This is a genomic window from Paenibacillus sp. J5 (assembly GCF_054955055.1).
Genome location: NZ_JBUEDD010000013.1, coordinates 95,021 through 113,688 on the forward strand (window position 1 = coordinate 95,021; position 18,668 = coordinate 113,688).

Consider the following 18,668-nt stretch of genomic DNA (forward strand, 5'->3'; position numbering starts at 1 on the left):
TTGCCAGCATCTCTTCCCCCGTTGCGTGCTTCCCGCCCGCCAGGCACTCCGCTGCCTGCCCTATGGCAACTAGTGTATTGCTTTCATGCGGCAAATATGAGTTTTTCTACATCATTCACAACTTGTGGTTAACATGTTCGCGATGGAAGCAGCAGATTCCTGCAATAGCAAGACGGCGAGTTGCAAACTACCGCGGCCAAAACCAGGGGGAGGAGCAGCAGCAAATAGCAAGTGCATCCAAATAAAAAATCCCCGGCAGCAGAGAGCGGCCTAAGCCGCAAATGCCGGGGATGTACGTTCTCGCTCTACAGTGTCTACAGTGAAATAATTACCTTGCCTTGTGCAGCAGTCGGAGTCACCAGCACACCCTGATTCGTGGCTGACATCTGTGCCCCCTCCACACCCTTCACCTGCTCGATGCCGCGCAGCATCAACTGCCATGGCTTGCCGCTTCCTTCAGCAAGCAGCTCAATTCGGCTTCCGCTGCGCATGGCCGTGACCTGCAGCTCCCGTTCGCCCTGAAGATTAGGAACGCGGCTCACCACGCTCTGGCCATCTGCCAGCTCGAACAGATGGAAGGTTACCCCGTCGGCATAGTCATAGTCCGGGCGCTGATCATTACGCCCCACAGCGATCAGACTTCCCGGTCTGGCCAGCAGCGGTAGACTCATATAGCCATGCTCCTCCGTATGCCAGGAACCACCCTCGATCCTGTGACCGGTAATGAAATGTGTCCATGTCCCTTGCGGCACATAATACGTGACGAGGCCATCCTCGCGGAAGATCGGTGCGACCAGCAGACTGTCGCCCAGCATATATTGACGGTCAAGATAGTGACAGGTCGGGTCCTGTGCGAACTCCAGCACCATCGCCCGCATCATCGGCGCGCCCCACTGTGTGGCTTCGACAGCCGAGCCGAACAGGTACGGCATCAGCTTCGATTTGAGCTGTGTGAAGTAGCGCAGCACGTCCACTGATTCCTCATCGAACAGCCATGGCACCCGATACGAATGATTGCCATGCAGGCGACTGTGAGAGGACAGCAGACCAAATGCTACCCAGCGCTTGTAGATGTCCGGCGGAGCCGTGTGCTCGAAGCCGCTGATGTCATGGCTCCAGAAGCCGAAGCCGGACAGGCCGAGCGACAGACCGCCGCGCAGCGTCTCCGCCATCGAATCATAGTTGGCAGAGCAATCGCCGCCCCAGTGCACCGGGAACTGCTGTCCGCCAGCGGTCGCAGAGCGGGCGAACAGCATCGCCTCGTTCTTCCCGAGCTTGCGCTCCAGCAGCTCAAATACCGCTTTGTTATACAGAAAGGTGTAGTAGTTGTGCATCTTCACCGGGTCTGATCCGTCATAATAGACCACATCGGTCGGTATACGCTCGCCGAAGTCGGTCTTGAACGAATCGACGCCCATATCAATCAGACGCTCCAGCTTCTCCTGGTACCAGGCGGTTGCCTCCGGGTTCGTAAAGTCGACCAGAGCCATCCCCGCCTGCCACATATCCCATTGCCACACGTCGCCGGTTGAGGTTTTGACGAAATACCCCTTCTCCATGCCCTCCTGAAATAATGGCGACTTCTGCGCAATATAGGAGTTGATCCAGACACAGATTTTCAGTCCCTTGCTCTTGAGCCGCTTCAGCATCCCCGGCGGATCAGGGAATACCGCCGGGTCCCATTCGAAGTCACACCACTGATACTCTCGCATCCAGAAGCAGTCGAAATGGAATACATGCAGCGGCACATTGCGCTGTGCCATGCCGTCGATAAAATGGTTCACCGTCATCTCATCATAATTGGTCGTGAACGAGGTGGTCAGCCATAGTCCGAAGGACCAGGCTGGCGGCAGCGCCGGCTTGCCTGTGAGACTCGTATAGTTGCGCAGCACGTCCTTCAATGTCGCACCGCCGATCACATAATACTCTAGCTGCTCGCCCGGTACACTGAACTGCATCTTGGAGACCGCCTCCGACCCGACCTCGAAGGACACCTTCCCCGGATGGTTGACGAAGATGCCATAACCTTCACTGGATAGATAGAACGGAACATTTTTGTAAGCCTGCTCGCTGCTGGTTCCGCCATCCTCGTTCCAGATGTCGACGACCTGACCGTTTTTGATAAAGGGGGTGAAGCGCTCCCCCAGACCATAGATGTGCTCGCCCACGCCAAGCGTTAGCTGCTCGCGGAAGTAAGTCGAGCCGTCCGCGGCCTGGATATGAGCCGCCGATCTCGTCTTGGAAGCGGTTGCTTTTTTGCCGTAATTATGAAAGGTGATGCCCCAATCGCCCTTGGTCTGCACGACAGCCCGCAGGCCGCCGCTCTCCAGCTCTACTGTGGACTCGCCTTCACTCACCGTTGCCTGTGTATCTGGACTGCCGTACAGCTCGAATGCCGGCCCCGTCTGACGTCTGCCTGCATGACGCATCCAGCGCACGCGGATGACATCCGGCAGCGGGGAGCTGAGCTCCACATTCAGCAGCGTGCTGTTCAATGTATCGCCCTTGCGCTCGATCGGGCGCACCGCCGTATGCACCGACAAGGCGCCTCCGCTCTTGACGACATCGCGCACATCGACTGGATAGTGCACCACCAGTCCCTCTCGAACCTGCCAGTAACCGTCTGTGAATTTCATCTATCATCCCTCCAAGCTCGTATATTATAATAATATTGACTTTATTCTGTATTATCTTTATGAATATTGATATTTTATATCACTATTTTGATATTAACGAGAAAGGCGGAGGCCGATGGACCCGTTGATGCTCAAGGAGGACAGAATGCATGGCGACCCCGGCTACCCGGCCAGCCTGTACCAGATGTCCTATAAGGCTCACCAGCCGATGCTGGAGCTGCATTGGCACGAGGAATTCGAGTTTTTGATGATCACGCAAGGTACGGCATCGATGCGTGTCGGGGTGGAGGATTATGAGGTGAAGGCGGGAGAGGCTATATTCGTCAATAGCGGCGAGCTGCATTCGGGATCGATTCTTGGCGAGGAGGATTGCTCCTTTCTTGCGCTCGTGTTCCACAGCAATCTGGTTCATAGCGCTGTTCCCGATACCATCCAGCAGCAATATCTCTTGGCGATCATGGAGCAGAAGCTCCGGCTTCCTGTTCACCTCAGAGCGGATTCCAGCGAGCACCAGTTGCTTCTCTCCCGAATCGCAGAGCTGCTGCGGCTGCACGAGCGCTGTCCGCCTATGTATGAGCTGTCAGCCAAAGGCCTGATCTGCCTGCTGCTAGCTGACCTGCTCCGGCTAGGAACAGAAGGTCAACTGGGCGAGCCGCCCGCTCCCCCGGTCAAGTCCTATAAGGTTCAGCGGCTCAAGGCAGTGATTGAATATATTCACACGCACTATGCCCAGCCGATCCGCCTGAGCGATCTGGCCGCTGTGGTGTCGATGAACGAGGCTTATTTTTGCCGCTTCTTCAAGGAGATGACCCGCACAACGCCTGTCGATTACATCAACCAGTATCGATTACAGCATGCGGCGGCTATGATTCGAGCGACCGATAAGAAAATGACCGAGATTGCGATGGATGTCGGCTTTAATAATGTCAGCTATTTCATCGAGGTGTTCAAACGATACTTCGGCTGCCCTCCGACCGCCTTCAAAAAATTACAGCATGAAACCGCTGAATCTGGACGCTGAACGCAAGGATGGCCGGAGCAGCGCTACACGCGCCGCTCCGGCCACTATGGAGAATACAGGGAAATTAGGCCATTAGTTCAATGGGATCATCCGGCCTGTGCTCTGCGATTCGAACGCCGCCAGGATTACGTTCAGCGAACGACGTCCTTCTTCGCCAGAGATCGATGGAGACGTCTTGGTGACGATACTGTCCACGAACGCGTCGATGACGCCGCTCACCGTCTGCTTGTCATTGGTTGCAATCTCGCCAACCTGATAACGCTCGACCGAGCCGTCCACCAGCTCTGCGATAACCTGGTCGACAGGATGCGTGCCGATCTTGAGCACACCCTTCTCGCACCATAGCACCGTGCTATTGTCCTCGCCCTTGTAGTACGTCCAGCTTGCGACGAGCGAGCCGATCGCCCCGCTCTTCATCTGCAGTACGCATACCGCATTGTCATCCACATCCGTCTGCTTGTCGATCGTAGAGATCAGACCGCCTACCACAGCCACTTCGTCCTCCAGCAGCCAGCGAATCAGATCCGCCTTATGCACGCCCAGATCACCCATTGCGCCCATAATGGCTTCTTCCTTGCGGAAGAACCAGCTTCCCTTGCCATCGACGCTCCAATTCTCCGGCCCCGGATGGCCGAAGGAGGTGCGGAAGGACAGCACACGTCCGAGCTTGCCCGTCTGCAGCACCTCCTTCGCCTTCACATGGGGAGGCATCAGACGTTGATTGTGTCCAACCATCAGATAGACACCACTTGCCTGAGCGGCCTCGATCATCGCCGCCGCTTCCTCATCCGACGCTGCCATCGGCTTCTCTACGAGCACATGCGCACCCGCCTTGGCCGCGTCGATCGAGATTGACGCATGGGTTGCATTCGGAGTACAGACGCTGACCGCATCGGGCTTCACTTCAGCCAGCATCGACAGATGATCCGCATAAACCTTCGCGCCGAACGGCTCCGCGCATTGCTGCGCACGCTCGAGCTTCGGGTCGACGAATGCAACCAGCTCGACATGAGGATTTAACTGGAATTCTGGAATATGTCTTCTCTGTGCGATCGCTCCACAGCCGATAACAGCAACTCTAATTTTGCTCATGTATGTTCTGTCTCCCTTTTAACGTGTATAGTTTTCGTCCAGCCATTGCTTGCTTGTGCGCACGGATTCCAGCGGCGGGTTAGCGCAGCGGTCTTGCTCCACAATGATCCATTCCACATCGGCTTTGCCGGCTGCCTCGATAATTTCCGGCAGGTTCAGATCGCCCTGTCCCAGCTCTACGGTATCAATCGGTTCGCCAGGATTCCCATTGCGGAAGTCCTTCAGATGGAGCAGCGGCAGCCTGCCCTTGTACTTGGCAACATACTCCAGCGGATTCAGACCCGAATATTGCACCCAGCCCAGATCCATCTCCACCTGAAGATGTTCTGGCGATACACGTTCATATATCGCATCGAACACATATTGGCCGTCCAGCTTGGACGTGAATTCAAAATCATGGTTATGGTAAGCGAACACAATTCCGTTGCTGCGGAATGCTTCGCCGAAGGTATTCAGCTTGTCGATCAGGCGAAGCCAGGCTGCCTCATCCTTGCGATCCTCTTCAAACAAATACGGCAAAATGGCATAGTGGGCTCCGATTGTCTTCAGGTAGGCGATCTCGCCTTCCAGATTCTCCTCCAACTGCTTGAGGCTGATATGGCTGCCGATCGCCGTCAAGTTCAGTTCCGTAAGCAGCGCTTTCATCTCGTCCGCAGGAATATCTCCGTAACCGGCAAATTCGACACCCTCATACCCCATTGCTGCGATCTCTCTCAATGTTCCCACGAAGTCGCTTGCCGTGTTGTCACGCACAGTAAAAAGCTGCAGGCCAATCTTCATCGCTCCCATTATTCGTGCCTCCCAGAATTAGATTTTCGTGTTGCAGAAGCGTCTTGACGACATGACCAAAAGCATGATGTCCCTCGGCGCGTCGCCCTTGTCTCATTATAAAAAACTTGCCATCCACACACAATGCAGTATATCGTTATAACATGAACAATTCTGCTGCCTATCTGCATAGAGTCGCTCGTATTCCGTTAATAAAATCCATGAATTACAACTTGTGGGATACGAGGCGGCGAAGGGGCAGGCAGGCATGACTTTTATGCAAGGAGCTGATCCTACACGATGGGAACTTCATTGCTCATGTGCGGCTTTTCACATCATACACAGCCCTTCTTCACCGGCTATGAGCGCAGTGGGCCGGGATTTCTGTTCCGGCTGCAGACCGAAGGACGGGCGAATGCCCTGGTCGGTGGACAGATGACGGAGATTGCTGCCGGCGACCTGCTGCTGTTCGCTCCATGGGAGCCTTACAGGCTGTCCATTACGCCCTTCGATCACCCACAGCGAGGCCGGACTGTCTTCAGCAGCGACTATTACCTATCCTGCCGCGGAAGCTGGATCGAGGAATGGTGGCAACGCCGCAATCGCCCCAAGCTGACCCGCGTCGATCTGGAGGATCGCCTGCTGTCGCTGTGGCGCAATCTCATCCTGGAGAAGCGCGGCTTCGGCGAACAGCAGCCGGAGCTGACGGACTACATGCTGCGCAGCTTATGTCTTGTCATCGACCGCATCATCGATGAGCAGGCCTCTCCTCAGAGCCATCCCTTCATCGTACAGCGGATCAAGGCTTATATCGAGGAGCATGCTACAGTCTCACTGCGGCTGGAGGAGCTGGCAGACCATGTCCGACTCAGCGTCTCGCGGGCGTCGCATCTGTTCAAGGAGCATACAGGAACAACCATCATCGACTACGCTCAGGAGATTCGGCTCTCCGTTGCTGAGGAGCGGATGAAATACAGCGCGATGACACTGGAGCAGATCGCCGAAACATGCGGCTTTGGCAGCTACTCGTATTTCTTCCGCATCTTCCGCCGGAAGCACGGGATGTCCCCCGCTGCCTACCGCCGTACCTATGCGCCAGGAATCGTCATTACCGACCCGCATACACAAATACACCGTCCTGCTGCTAGCAAGGACGGTGCAGAATTACAGAGCCGCTCATTACATCTGCCTGAACAGAAATAGCATAATGATCACCATAGCGTGGGTTGCCGTAAGCAGCGGCAACCCGAAGCGAAATCGGCCATGCCGCGTCTTATGGCGCCACAGCTTCATACCCAGCCAGCCTCCGGCCGCGCCGCCCAATGCCGCTAAGCCAAGCAGCGTGCGTTCCGGCACCCGTCTGCCGCGGCGTCCGGCCTGGAGCTTGTCATGGCGCATGAGCATCAGAGTCACCAGGCTTGCGACACCTACCCATACAGCAATCAGCCCATAAAAGGTCATTTCAGCATATAGTAGGCCGAATCGGTCGGACCTTCCTCCTGTTCTCCCGAGAATACGAGCAGGTAGCTGCCCAGATCGTATTCGATCGACCACATCTCGCCATAAAACTCATTATTTTTGTTGTCGTCGGGCGAGTGCTTCACATAGCCGCTGCCCAGCACAGCCTCGATCTCGGCAAAGGTCTGCCCTACCTTGGCTCCGAACAGGTCTGTTCCGGGTCGAAAGCCCATCTCTCTCACCGTGCCATCGATGACATGATCCTCATTATCCAGACGCGCATCTGTAAACAGCACGACCTGCGGGTAGGACAGGTACAGACCTCCAGCCCAATATTCCATATGCTCGGGTTCTCCCCATTGGCGGAGCACATCTCCGGTATGATCTCCTATGCCGAATTCAAATCCCTCCACAAAACCGCCAGTCGCCGATTCGGGAAATACATTCCCGCTATTTGCGGGAGGCTTCACGGGGTCCGGCGACGGCTGAGCAGGCTTCTGCTCAACCTGCTGCGGCTTCTCCGTCTTGACCTCAGTCTTCTCGGATGAGCAGCCGCTCACAAGCACAGTTGCAACTGCAGCGCCCATTATCCATAGCTTCCATCTTATGCTCATGGCTCATCTCCCCTTCTCCTCTTCATTGTATACCAGCGCCCACGACTGCCGCCACCTCATGAAGGCTCAATTACTGTCTGGCGTTGAACTATTCAACGAAGAGGAAGCGCTCCGCCTCTCCCGCCTCTCCCGCTTCACGTCTTCAAGGTCTCAGACGTCGAAGGCGCCACAATCTCGTAACGCTCGGGCGGCTGGTCGGTAATGAAGGGACTTGGCTCACCCAGCGTGCAGATTCGCAGCACATGCATGGCTCTCGTGCAGGCTGTATAGAATAGCTTCCGCTCGCCTTCCCTGGCATAGCTGCTTCGCGAGCCGTCATAGATAAGCACCGCGTCGAACTCCACTCCTTTGGCCAGATAGACCGGAATAACCTGTGCCCCTTGGGTGAAGGAGGCCGTCCCTTTCTTAATTAGCTGCATCGGCACGCTGTCCTTGAGCGCAGCATAAGCCCGCTCGCTCTCCGCTGCCGTCCTGCAGATCACCCCGATGGACGCATAGCCCGCCTCCTGGAGGTTGTGCAGCTCCTGCAGCAGCACTGCGTGCAGAGCATCTATTCCCCCTTCCGTCCTCCTTACTCGGGGCAACTCACCGCTGCGTTCAAACGGTATAATCTCGCTCGCGCCGACCATCCCCTTCGTAAACTCGACAATCTCCTTGGTTGAGCGGTAGCTGCGACTTAACCGCAGCACCTCCGTATGCTCCTCCCCCAACAAGGTCGCAGCGGAACCAACCCCCTCTGCCTGATCCAGCACAGAATGATGAGCATAGATGGCTTGATTGAAATCACCGAGCGCGGTCATCCTGCTGCGGGGAAACAGCCTCTTCATGAACTCCAGCTGAAAGGCCGAATAATCCTGTGCTTCATCAATGACCACATGGCGCACATGCGTATTCATGCGGAAGCCCGTTAACAGCTCGGAGAGATAAAGATAAGGCGTAGCATCCTCATAAGCCAGTCGCCTCTCCTCTATGCCGCCCACCGTCTGCGCGCGGATCGAATCCCACGCCTCCGGCAGCGCGTTATCCGGCCCCAGCAGCGAGGATGCCAGCCCTGCAGTCTCAAACAACTGGCGGTACAATGCGGCGACATCCATAAATTGCAGCTCCTTGATCCAGCGCCGCACAGGCGCCATCTGCTCCCGCACGATGGTTAGCGACAGCAGCCGCTTCTCCTCCTCATAGTCATCGAAGGTTGCGCCCATGCTTCGCCGTTCCTTGCGCATGCGCTGGTGAACCCGATGGTATTCCTCATCATCCAGCAGTTCAATCGCATCCTCCACCCACGGCAGCTCCCGCTGCTGTCGTTCCAGTCGCCCGGCCTCCTGGAGCAGCCATTCCTTGAGCAGCTCGATCCGGTTGGGCATGCGCAGACTGGCGTCCTGGGCATAGAATTGCTCTGCCAGACGATCAGCGGAGATCAGCTCTTCCCCGCGGAAGCGGACAGGCTGGAACAACATGCTGCGCTGCGACAGATAATCGGCATAACGCTGCAGCAGCAGCATATAGGCCGAAGAGGATTTGAAGCGGATCGCTTCCATCCGTGCGCCGTAATCTACTGCTTGCTCCTGTGTCAGCACATATTCCAACTGGTCAAATGGGTCCTCCACTGCATACTGCTCCCCCAGCCTGCTTTCCAGATACTCCTGAAAGGTGGTCTGAACCATATTCTCCTCGCCCAGCTCCGGCAGCACCGTGGATACATAGCTGTTGAACAACGGGTTCGGCGAGAACAGCACCATCTGGTCGGCTTTGAGCGTATCGCGATGTCTATAGAGCAGATAGGCTACACGTTGGAGCGCAGCGGAGGTTTTACCGCTGCCGGCTGCCCCTTGCACCACCAGCATGCGAGCCCGTTCATTACGGATAATCTGGTTCTGCTCGCGTTGGATCGTCGCGACAATACTGCGCATCTGAGCATCGGCACTGCGACCCAGCGCTTGCTGCAGGAGCTCGTCTCCAACCGTTAATCCGGTGTCGAACACGTAGCGAATTTCCCCTGACCGTATCATGAATTGCCGCTTCAGCTCCATCTCCCCGGCAATCGTTCCTCCCGGTGTCTCATAGCTGGCAGCCCCAGGACCGTAATCATAGTACAGGCTGGAGATCGGCGCACGCCAGTCATAGACCAAGAACTCATCCCCATCCTCCTCGATGAAGGAGGCAATCCCCAGATAGATCCGCTCTGCGCTCGATTCCCCTTCCTCCTTGAAGTCGATCCGCCCGAAATAGGGGGATTCCACCAACCGTTTATATTTATTCAGTGCAGTCTGCGCATGCCGGTGGCTGCGCTCGCGCTCGGACATGACATCCGTCTGCTGCTTCATGCTGAAGTACGTCTCGATCACGTCCTCGGCATTGCTCAGATTGACCGTCACTTCATCCCAGAAGTGTCGACGAATCTCCACGACATCAGAGCGCACCTCGCCTGCCCGATCCTCCAGCTCCTCTATCGCTGCCTGAATCTTGAGGGTCACCTCATTTACCCGCTTCTGCTCCTGCTGCCACTGCTCCTCGGAGATGCTCATGAGTTTGCTGTCTCCCCTTCCCTATTCATCTTGGATTTCCACCCGTACCCACCCAGTTTGTTGCGCGCATGAATTGTTGCAGCATTGCGGTTGACAGGACAAGACGGATAACGTATAATAAAGGTATGAATGATAATTGTGTCACTTATTTCATTTTTAGTGACCACTTCATATTGTATCAGTAGTTCTATGTGAAATCAATACTCCTTCAGCTCGAATTGGCTGAAGTTTTTTTGGTTTCGGCTACCTGTTACTATCACTCTATGTTGTCTGTATGATGCAGAGCTTAGCTGCACAGACTGCAGCGCATCGCTCCATACTATCTCATTCGGGGAGGAAGGAAGACATGTCCATCTATGCTATCGAGGTTCGCACGATTGACGGTCAGACGACTACACTGGAGACATACAAGGATAAGGTGCTCCTTATTGTGAATACGGCCAGCGCGTGCGGTCTCACCCCGCATTATGCCGGACTGCAGCAGCTCTATGATACATACCAGGAGCAGGGTCTGGAGATCCTTGGCTTCCCCTGCAATCAGTTTGCCGGCCAGGAGCCGGGAAGCGAGGAAGAAATCAAGCAATTTTGCGAGCTGAATTATAAAGTGACCTTTCCGCTGTTCAGCAAAATCGATGTCAAGGGGCCTCAGATCCACCCCTTATATGCTTATCTGCTGGAGCATACGCCTGCGCCTTATCAGAACGGGGATATTGAATGGAATTTCGCCAAGTTTCTGATTGACCGCGAGGGTCATATTGTGAAGCGCTTCGGCGCCCGCACCGAGCCCGCTTCGCTGGAGCAAGACATCAAGCAGCTACTCTAGTCGTGTCTTCCACCCTCTCAAGGTCATCATTCCCCGCCTGCTCGCCATGTGCTGCGACGTTATGAGCCGGAGGTAAGCCTTGAATGGGGAGCGGAAGCGACTTCAGCCAACAGCAGGCCATGATGAGCTTTCGTGTTAAGCCTTGTTTGGGCAGTGGCAGGCCAGAGCGATCGCAGTATTGAAGCCGGAACAAGTCAGCTTCGACAGCCGATGAATACTCGTTGCGTTCCGGCCTGCTGCTTCCTTATAGGGGCATCCCGTTGCTTTTGCATCACTCAAAATTTTTATAAAAAAACTATTGCACTCTTCTGGAATGTGTGGCATAATATCTCTTGTGCCCGACAGATACAACACTTGATCGAAGCACAGAATGGCACGCCGTTGTAGCTCAACTGGTAGAGCAACTGACTTGTAATCAGTAGGTTGGGGGTTCAAGTCCTCTCGACGGCACCATGATCGGGACGTAGCTCAGCTTGGTAGAGCACCTGGTTTGGGACCAGGGGGTCGCATGTTCAAATCGTGTCGTCCCGACCATCATTTGTTATTTTCATAAGCAGTTAACCAGAAACCTGATGATACGCAGGTTTTTTTGCTTTTTCAACCCATCTGTTTTCTTTCCTCCCCCACGCACGAACACAGAACACGCAAGCTGCCACTCTGTATACGAGCGCCTGCACTTAACCTTCCCTGAACCTGTACGAGACCGCCCTTATTCCCTGTTGACGCGCCTTCTGTTTGTGCTGCGTTTTATTTCGCCATCTCGCCACCTTATGAATCTTCCCTAATCGGGCCATACTAAATCTATCTGATTCCTTGTACTGGAAAGGAGCTTTGTATGGCAGAGCACATCAACAGCCGCCCCCCGCAGGCTAACGAAATGTCGCAGCAAGCTGCAGGCTGCAAGCTACACCCGCTCGTCGATTATCAATTTGACCGCTCATGGCAGCAGGAGCTGCAATCCCGCATCAGTCGCAACGGCCCCTGGGACGATTGGACACTATTTAAGCTGGCCGTTGAAGCACAGGAGGCGCAAGCGATTGCAACCTTCGATGAGATGCAATGTCTGCGCAGCCTCCCTGCGCTCCAGCCGATGCCCCATCAGCTATCTACTGCTGGCAAGGTCGTGCATGAGATGGGCGGGCGCGCCATCCTGGCCGATGAGGTCGGTCTCGGCAAAACCATAGAGGCTGGACTGGTGCTGAAGGAATACATGGTGCGCGGGCTGGTGAAGAGAGCTCTGATCCTTGTCCCGGCTTCACTGGTGCTGCAATGGGTGCGCGAGCTGAACCAGAAATTCGGCATCGCTGCGGTCGCTCAGAAGAAGACGCATATGTGGCATTATGATGTTGTCGTCGCCTCCATCGATACTGCCAAGCGCGAGCCTCATCGTGAATTGCTGCTGAACAGCGATTTTGACATGCTCGTTATCGATGAAGCACATAAGCTCAAAAACAAGAAAACAACCAATTATCAGTTCGTCACCCAGCTTCGCAAGAAATATTGCCTGCTGCTGACCGCCACACCCGTACAGAACAATCTGGACGAGCTGTATAACCTCATTACGCTGCTCAAGCCAGGTCAGCTCGGCGGACAGAGCGAATTCGCCGCCAACTTTGTCGTCGATAAGCGCATGCCCAAGAATGAGGAGCAACTGCACGAGGCCTTGTCTACGGTGATGATTCGTAATCGCCGGGGCGATGGCGGCATACATTTCACGAAGCGAATTGTGAAAAATATTCCGATCCAGCTCTCCCCCGAGGAGATGGCGCTCTATAACGGGGTCACCGGCTTTGTGAAGGAGCAATATGACCGCAGCGGGGGCGATCTGACCAGCATGCTGTCGCTGGTGACGCTGCAGCGCGAGGTGTGCAGCAGCCGGGATGCCGTATTTCTGACTCTGGTCAACCTGTTCAAGAAGACTGCTGAGGATTCGCCGCTTCGTCCGAAAATTTGGGAGCTGGTGGATCAGATTAAGCAGATTACCGCGAATACGAAGGCCGAGAAAGCGCTGGAGCTCATTAAGCAGATGAATGAGAAGGTCATCCTGTTCACCGAGTATCGGGCGACTCAGGAATATCTGCTCCAGTTCTTCCGCAGTCATAACCTGATCGCTGTCCCCTACCGGGGCGGCATGAACCGGGGCAAAAAGGACTGGATGATGGATCTGTTCCGCGGACGCGCACAGGTGCTGATTGCCACGGAGGCCGGCGGCGAAGGCATTAACCTGCAATTTTGCCATCACATGATCAACTTTGATCTGCCCTGGAATCCAATGCGCGTCGAGCAGCGCATCGGCAGGGTACATCGGCTTGGACAGACCGAGGATGTGAAGATATACAATCTGTGTACGATCGGAACGATCGAGGAATACATTGTGAACCTGCTGCATGAAAAAATCAATCTATTCGAGCTGGTCATCGGCGAGCTGGATCATATTCTGGAGCGCTTCGAGAAAGAGGAGCAGCCGCTGGAGAAAACCATTGCCAAGATGATGCTGGAATCCGCGGGCAGCACGGAGCTGAAGGCACGCTTCGACCAGCTTGGCTCCTCGCTCGGCGAGCTTCGCGGCAAACCTCCCCTGGAAATGATGGAGGATACAACGGACAAGGTTAAGGCACAGGCGGCGATTGGAGCGCTGCTGAACCGAGTGAGTCAGGAAGTGGAGGTGCGGCCATGAATCAGAAGCAGGTACACCGATTTGTTCAGCAATATCTGGAATCGACCGGCTGCCATATTATCGAGAAATCACCGGCCCACTTTGTAGTCAAGCTGTCGCCCGAGGCGGACCGGATGCTGACGAATCGCCCCTATTACTGGAGCTTTGTCGATCGCACAGGAGCCGAGCCGGAGACGATGTCGTTCCTGCTCGTAACAGATAAGGAGAAGTATGAGCTGTCGCAGCAGGCAGCAGACGCCGCCGTGTCCACGGACAATGCCCAGGCAAGTGGAAGCACGCCGCGTACAGCCGGTACCGTTACCGGGACGCCTCCCCTCTCTCCAGGCGCGTCTGTGCAAGCGGCGGTCAACTCGGCATTGGCTCGCTCCTACGGGATCGTGCCCTCCCAGTTGCTCTCGACGTCCCGCCTTCCGCGAGATGATGTCCACTTCGGTTCCAAGCGGCTGCTGCAACTGTTCGATGCGGTTCAGAGTCGTGGAAGCTATGTCTATCTATTCCAGGAGCCGGATACCCGCTCGCGCAGCCCGTTTCAATCGACGCCCTATACCCCTTGGCTGGGGGTGAACCTGAAGGTGGAGTTCCAATGCGACCGCAAACGCGAGGAGCTGTATTCCTTTGGTGTCTCGCTTGCCACTGGTCATTGCCGCGAGTTGTTTCATGAGCAGCTCAGCAGCCTGAAGATGACGCCGCGGCTGCCGTCCAACGTGCATATTGCTCCCGCTGGTATTACGCTGAACAAGGCCATTCATATTGTGGAGATGACACTGGAGCGCAAGCTGAAGGCACAGTGCTACAGGTGGGCGGAGGAAGCACAGCAGCGGCTTGACGAGGAGCAAAAGATTGTCAGCCATTACTATGACAAGCTGCTCCAATCGGCTGACGAGGAGCATAAGGCAGAGATAACAAGACAATATGATAGCCGCAAGGCAGAGATTGATTGGCAGTATCGTCCAAGAGTGACGGCAACCGCCATTAACTGCGGTATCTTTCATTTGCAGGGGATCGAGTAGCAGGAATCAGACGGCGTTCGAACCAAGCCGTCAAAAATAGAACGTCGCGGCTGGGCATAACCGCGACACATTCCAACACCTTTTACCTCCTGCCTCTTGATACAATGTCTGTAGTCCGCACAGGACAGGCGAACAGAGTAAACAACGCTGTCCGCCGCCTAATACGCAGCAGGTGCCGGAGTTGCCGGATTGTGCTGCCAAAGGAGACAAGCCATGTTGAAGAAATGGTCCATGTATATTGCCATAGCAGTATGGGTCTTCATGATGAGCGGCGCTGTACAGAGCAGCGATATGCAAGCTGCCGCAAGCCCCCTCGCTTCATCAGACGCCCAAACGCTGCAGCAGCAGGTCAATGTATGGAAGGAAGCAATTGCCAAGCAGGAGTTATTCGAGGAGTGGCATGAGGCCACTGTGGAGGTCTCCCCCCTCGGGCCAGGCACCCATAGCTGGCTGGCTCTTCTGATGAAGCACGGACAACCCGTCGGCTATATGGTCATTCACGCCCGTCAGGACGGTGGTTACGTATTAGGGGAATATGGTCTTGGCGAATCGCCACTATTTTCTGCATCGACACTGCATCGTGCTTTGGTGCAGTATGAACTGATAACGGATACTCCTACTCCTCATCATCTAACAGCAAGCCTGACACCGACGGAAGACTATACAGCGCAGCCGATCTATTATGGTCCGCTGCACGCAGTATGGAAGGTGTCGCTGGCCTCGGGCGGGCCAGCCCTCTTCTTTGACGGGATGACAGGCGAACAACTCCCTTATGAAGCCAGCCTGCCCGGCAATCTGGATAACCCGGACAAGGCGCCTTGTCCACTTGCGGCCACCGCCGGCAAGGAGGCAGCCAACAGCACCAACTCCGGGCGCATCCAAGATAGCAAGCTGCTCGCTGCGTTTGATCCCTATGCAAGCTTCCCATGGCTTACCCAGCCCCCGTTGAAAGACAACAAGGAGCAACTGACGAGGACAATCGGACAAGGAAAGCAGCAGCTCATCTACAGTGCCGAGCCGTGGGACAATGCGCTGCGCTATGTCTGGAGCATCCGGGGCTATCACCGCTGGGAATCCGGGGCGCTCTATATCGCAGCAGACCATAATGGGCTGCGATATATTCCGGCTCAGCAATATATGATCCAAGGAAGCTTCTACTTACTTGGATGAACAGCGAGCCTAGCAAGGGCCGTTCCTCTGTCTGCTGGACAGAGAAACGGCCCTTGCCTTGGCCTGCATCGCTTGACTGCTCAACTTCGCCTCCTGCGCCTGCTGTCCCACCAGACCTTCACGCCCAGGGGTGCCAGCCCGAACCAGCGTGTAAGCCATGGCTCTCGCAGTTGCTTGGCCTCCTGCCGGCTTTGCTTGCGCTCTTCCTTGGGTGTCTCGATATACGTCACCACCCGTTCTGTAACATACTTGACCCATTCCGATCCATCCGCCATGCCCCTCACCTCCCTGTTCGCCCTGGCTTGTACTGTTGGGTATAGTATAGCCAAGCCAAGCACCGGGCATTCGCTCCCTCAACCGCAGCATGGAACGAAAATCCGCTCTTCCCATCTGCCCCCTGCGGAACGTGGAAGACACTTCCTAAGACCCCTCAGTTCTGCCGTCCGTGAATGATGGCGTGCAAATTGCATATTCTATAGCTATTCCAACATCAAGATGTTCGTTACGCGAGGAGGCTATAGCCATGAGAATTCACCCCAACAGCAGCCTATTATGTACCTGCCGCAGCAAGATGAAGCAGCTCGTTGCTGCGGCCACCTGTGCAGCAGTGCTGCTGACAGCTTCTACACAGGCGGATGCGAGCAGTGCGGCCACGAGCCGGGCAGTTCAGCAAGCTACCCCCCATTTTGACCAGCAACTGCCTGCGCCCCAAGTGCTGATTGATGTCGGACATGGCGGCATCGACGGCGGGACAAGCCATCAGGATATATTAGAGAAGGATATTAATCTGGCGGTTGCCAGACAGCTCTATCTTCGCCTGAATTCCCAAGGCATTCGCACAGCGATGAATCGCAACGGGGACTATGCGCTTAGCGACGATAACCGCTGGCATGGCGCACGCTCTCGCCATTTGCGGGATCTGTCCCAGCGGCTGCAGCTCTCACGGGAGATTGAGCTGCAAGCGATGGTGAGCCTGCATGTGAACTGGGGACGCACTCCCAAGAAGCGCGGGCCGCTGGTGCTGCATCAGGAGGAAGGCGGAAGCGCGCTGCTGGCCTCGCTTATTCAAGAGGCACTCAATGATCAGCAACAGACGCTGCGTCTTCCCGAGCTAGGCAAGCCCTTCTACCTGTTGCGCCGCGTTGAGGTGCCGGCGGTTATTATCGAGATGGGCTTCATCAGCAACCCGCAGGATCGCGCGATGATGACCCATAGAGAGGGACAGGCCCAGATTGCCGAAGCGATCGCTAGCGGGTTAAGGAAGTATCTGATTATCGTGGGCGGATGAGGGCAGCAGCTCGCTCACGCGGACGAAGCGGGCCTGCTTGCTCAATTCAGCGATCGAGCCGCGCAGCACAGCAGATGTCTTCAGACCAGGAGGTCCGACATGTCCGATCGCGATGACCGAAACATGATCCTGCAGCTTCCGCTTCAGCTTGCCCATCTGTCCGGCAATATGGCTCGTCGAGTACACATCATCCAAGAATAGATGGTTGACAACGACCGGAACATCGAGATCAGCAGCCAGCTCCGGGATGACCGACTTCGGCGTCGTGCGGCTATCCAGAAAGAACAGGCCCCGCTCCTTGCATACCGTGAGCACGATACGCATGATGCGTTCATCTGCCGTAATTTTGGAGCCCATATGGTTATTCATCCCGGCAGCATGCGGCACATCATCGATCGCTGCTTCAACCCGTTTGCGAACCTCCTCATCACTGAGATCCGCTGTAATTGCGCCGGGACCGAGCCACTCCTTCTTCCCGCGGTTCGGCTCCATCGGCATATGGACGATGACATCCAGCCCGCGCTTGAAGGCTGCCTCAGCATCCCTCTTCGTCGTTGGCATGAATGGCATAACTGCCGCTGTGAACGGAATTTGCAGCTTGAGCATTTCCTCCGTACCACTCATGCCATTGCCAAAATCATCAATTACGATGGCGATCTGCTTGTCCGGCTGATCCGCAGCCGTCGCCCATAGCAGTAACGCCAGGAGCAAGCCTCCCGTCCCCAGCTTCTTCATCCACCGACACCCACTATTCATTTCACAGCGCCCCCTTCGTTCCACTCAGTCGTATTTCTCTTTATCATCTGTCTTTATATTGGAAATTATGTAAAAATAAAATATAATTATCTCTATTTTTTAACGATCGGTAGTTAAATTATTGACATTAGACTCGTTGTTTTTGTATACTAGCGATCAGCAAGCTGGAGCCGCAAGGTTCCCTTTGACTATCCTGCTAGAGAGGTGACTTCCACTGAAAAAAAGAGACCTAACGGCTGGACAAATTGTTGATGCTGCTTTTGAGCTATTCGCAAGGCACGGGATCGACAATACAAGCCTTGGCATGATCGCCAAGCAGGTTGGCATCACCAAGCCGTCCATTTACTATCATTTTGCTACGAAAGAGCTGCTCATTAACCGAATCTACGAACAGCTATTCAGCACCCATCATTTCAGCGCTTACTTTCCAGAGCTTCCCGAGACCAAGGAGGATTGGGCCTTAATGTTGTATGAGGGCGGCCTGCGGATGCTTCCAGCGCAAGACGGCGGGACTCACTATGCAACCTTGCGAGTGCTGAATGAATTTATGATGCTTGCGCAGCGCGATGACGAATACCGTCTGCGTCTTGCGGGGATGCAGCAGGAATTTGTGGGAGGGTTTGAACGGCTGCTGCGGCATGGCGCAGAGCTTGGTGTTATCGTATCCGGGGACATTCATCATAAGGCCGCCATACTGGCGATGATGATTGACAACCTGTCCCGCTCGAGGATGCTGCAATTGGAGCTGGATTACCGTGGATTGTGGAGGGAAATGGTCAATAGCGTCGTTATTGAAGCTGCAAAATTAAGGGATCACGATGCGGAGTAGC

16 protein-coding genes and 2 tRNA genes are annotated in these 18,668 nt (G+C 55.2%); 10 read left to right on the forward strand and 8 right to left on the reverse strand.

What is annotated here, in order from left to right; genetic code table 11:
- Window positions 1-314: 314 nt before the first annotated feature.
- Window positions 315-2,636 carry an alpha-xylosidase gene (gene yicI, locus ACY1JZ_RS21945; protein WP_462630928.1) on the reverse strand — a complete coding sequence of 774 codons (2,322 nt, stop codon included), beginning with the start codon at window positions 2,634-2,636 and terminating at the stop codon, window positions 315-317.
- A gap of 115 nt (window positions 2,637-2,751) precedes the next feature.
- Between yicI and ACY1JZ_RS21950 the strand changes: the two genes are divergently transcribed.
- Window positions 2,752-3,657 (forward strand): AraC family transcriptional regulator, encoded by a 906-nt coding sequence (locus ACY1JZ_RS21950; protein WP_462630929.1) that lies wholly within the window; start codon window positions 2,752-2,754, stop codon window positions 3,655-3,657.
- Window positions 3,658-3,729: 72 nt separating this feature from the next.
- Here the strand turns inward: ACY1JZ_RS21950 and ACY1JZ_RS21955 are convergent, their stop codons facing one another.
- Both ACY1JZ_RS21955 and ACY1JZ_RS21960 read right to left on the reverse strand, forming a co-directional pair.
- Window positions 3,730-4,749 carry a Gfo/Idh/MocA family protein gene (locus ACY1JZ_RS21955; RefSeq protein ID WP_462630930.1) on the reverse strand — a complete coding sequence of 340 codons (1,020 nt, stop codon included), beginning with the start codon at window positions 4,747-4,749 and terminating at the stop codon, window positions 3,730-3,732.
- 18 nt (window positions 4,750-4,767) lie between these two features.
- Entirely contained in the window at window positions 4,768-5,538 is a 771-nt protein-coding gene (locus tag ACY1JZ_RS21960) for a sugar phosphate isomerase/epimerase family protein (RefSeq protein ID WP_462630931.1), read from the reverse strand.
- A gap of 279 nt (window positions 5,539-5,817) precedes the next feature.
- Here ACY1JZ_RS21960 and ACY1JZ_RS21965 point away from each other — a divergent pair, with 279 nt between their 5' ends.
- Window positions 5,818-6,720, forward strand: coding sequence for a helix-turn-helix domain-containing protein (locus tag ACY1JZ_RS21965; protein ID WP_270170385.1), 903 nt, complete (start codon window positions 5,818-5,820; stop codon window positions 6,718-6,720).
- Here ACY1JZ_RS21965 and ACY1JZ_RS21970 read toward each other — a convergent pair.
- The 3 genes from ACY1JZ_RS21970 to helD all read right to left on the reverse strand — a co-directional run bounded on the left by ACY1JZ_RS21970 (window position 6,697) and on the right by helD (window position 10,114).
- On the reverse strand, window positions 6,697-6,930 hold the full coding sequence (locus tag ACY1JZ_RS21970) for a DUF1294 domain-containing protein (protein ID WP_462630932.1): 234 nt from the start codon (window positions 6,928-6,930) through the stop codon (window positions 6,697-6,699). The two genes, ACY1JZ_RS21965 and ACY1JZ_RS21970, sit on opposite strands and share 24 nt — an antisense overlap.
- Before the next feature lie 44 nt (window positions 6,931-6,974).
- A complete protein-coding gene (locus ACY1JZ_RS21975) occupies window positions 6,975-7,589 on the reverse strand; it encodes a DUF4309 domain-containing protein (RefSeq protein ID WP_462630933.1) in 615 nt (204 codons plus the stop codon).
- Between the two features lie 134 nt (window positions 7,590-7,723).
- Entirely contained in the window at window positions 7,724-10,114 is a 2,391-nt protein-coding gene (helD, locus tag ACY1JZ_RS21980; RefSeq protein WP_462630934.1) for an RNA polymerase recycling motor HelD, read from the reverse strand.
- A gap of 346 nt (window positions 10,115-10,460) precedes the next feature.
- Between helD and ACY1JZ_RS21985 the strand changes: the two genes are divergently transcribed.
- From ACY1JZ_RS21985 to ACY1JZ_RS22010, 6 genes are all read left to right on the forward strand, one after another.
- Complete coding sequence (locus tag ACY1JZ_RS21985) at window positions 10,461-10,937, forward strand: glutathione peroxidase (RefSeq protein ID WP_462630935.1); 477 nt, start codon at window positions 10,461-10,463, stop codon at window positions 10,935-10,937.
- 377 nt (window positions 10,938-11,314) lie between these two features.
- Window positions 11,315-11,390: transfer RNA gene (locus tag ACY1JZ_RS21990), tRNA-Thr, on the forward strand.
- Window positions 11,391-11,394: 4 nt separating this feature from the next.
- Window positions 11,395-11,471, forward strand: a tRNA-Pro gene (locus ACY1JZ_RS21995).
- A gap of 343 nt (window positions 11,472-11,814) precedes the next feature.
- Window positions 11,815-13,614: a DEAD/DEAH box helicase gene (locus ACY1JZ_RS22000; RefSeq protein ID WP_462631008.1), complete on the forward strand. Its 1,800-nt coding sequence runs from the start codon at window positions 11,815-11,817 to the stop codon at window positions 13,612-13,614.
- Window positions 13,611-14,624 (forward strand): YqhG family protein, encoded by a 1,014-nt coding sequence (locus tag ACY1JZ_RS22005; protein ID WP_462630936.1) that lies wholly within the window; start codon window positions 13,611-13,613, stop codon window positions 14,622-14,624. The genes ACY1JZ_RS22000 and ACY1JZ_RS22005 overlap by 4 nt, the downstream gene beginning before the upstream one ends.
- A gap of 213 nt (window positions 14,625-14,837) precedes the next feature.
- On the forward strand, window positions 14,838-15,794 hold the full coding sequence (locus tag ACY1JZ_RS22010; protein WP_462630937.1) for a hypothetical protein: 957 nt from the start codon (window positions 14,838-14,840) through the stop codon (window positions 15,792-15,794).
- 80 nt (window positions 15,795-15,874) lie between these two features.
- On the opposite strand, the gene ACY1JZ_RS22015 is transcribed toward ACY1JZ_RS22010, so the two are convergent.
- Complete coding sequence (locus tag ACY1JZ_RS22015; RefSeq protein WP_462630938.1) at window positions 15,875-16,069, reverse strand: YqzE family protein; 195 nt, start codon at window positions 16,067-16,069, stop codon at window positions 15,875-15,877.
- Window positions 16,070-16,317: 248 nt separating this feature from the next.
- On the opposite strand from ACY1JZ_RS22015, the gene ACY1JZ_RS22020 reads away from it, so the two are divergent.
- A complete protein-coding gene (locus ACY1JZ_RS22020) occupies window positions 16,318-17,082 on the forward strand; it encodes an N-acetylmuramoyl-L-alanine amidase family protein (protein WP_462630939.1) in 765 nt (254 codons plus the stop codon).
- Here the strand turns inward: ACY1JZ_RS22020 and ACY1JZ_RS22025 are convergent.
- Window positions 17,050-17,838: a divergent polysaccharide deacetylase family protein gene (locus tag ACY1JZ_RS22025; RefSeq protein ID WP_462630940.1), complete on the reverse strand. Its 789-nt coding sequence runs from the start codon at window positions 17,836-17,838 to the stop codon at window positions 17,050-17,052. The two genes, ACY1JZ_RS22020 and ACY1JZ_RS22025, sit on opposite strands and share 33 nt — an antisense overlap.
- 244 nt (window positions 17,839-18,082) lie before the next feature.
- Here ACY1JZ_RS22025 and ACY1JZ_RS22030 point away from each other — a divergent pair, with 244 nt between their 5' ends.
- Window positions 18,083-18,667 (forward strand): TetR/AcrR family transcriptional regulator, encoded by a 585-nt coding sequence (locus ACY1JZ_RS22030; RefSeq protein ID WP_462631009.1) that lies wholly within the window; start codon window positions 18,083-18,085, stop codon window positions 18,665-18,667.
- The last annotated feature ends 1 nt before the right edge of the window (window position 18,668 follow it).